Here is a 261-nt window from a genome sequence, read left to right as displayed (position 1 = left end):
AAGCTTGCGGCGAAAATCGCAGTCGGGCTTTCTCTTGATGAAATGATGAATCCCGTAACGGGAAAAACATATGCGGCTTTTGAGCCCGCACTTGACTATGTCGTTTCTAAAATCCCGCGCTGGCCGTTCGACAAATTTGAGTCGGCAAACCGCAGGCTCGGGACGCAAATGAAAGCTACCGGAGAGGTCATGGCTATCGGACGCACCCTTGAAGAATCGCTGTTAAAGGCGGTCCGCTCACTTGAAGCCGATGTCTATCAC

General features: G+C 51.7%; 1 protein-coding gene. It reads left to right on the top strand.

The features are described from left to right. Positions 1 to 261, top strand: a 261-nt coding sequence (locus R0K30_RS22400) for a hypothetical protein (RefSeq protein WP_410613098.1), incomplete at both ends; no start/stop codon positions are given.

Origin of the sequence: Bacillus sp. SIMBA_154 (assembly GCF_046536015.1) — a bacterium.
GTDB lineage: Bacteria > Bacillota > Bacilli > Bacillales > Bacillaceae > Bacillus > Bacillus pumilus_P.
Note: the sequence above shows the minus strand (reverse complement) of the source record. Positions and strands in the feature narration are given on the sequence as shown.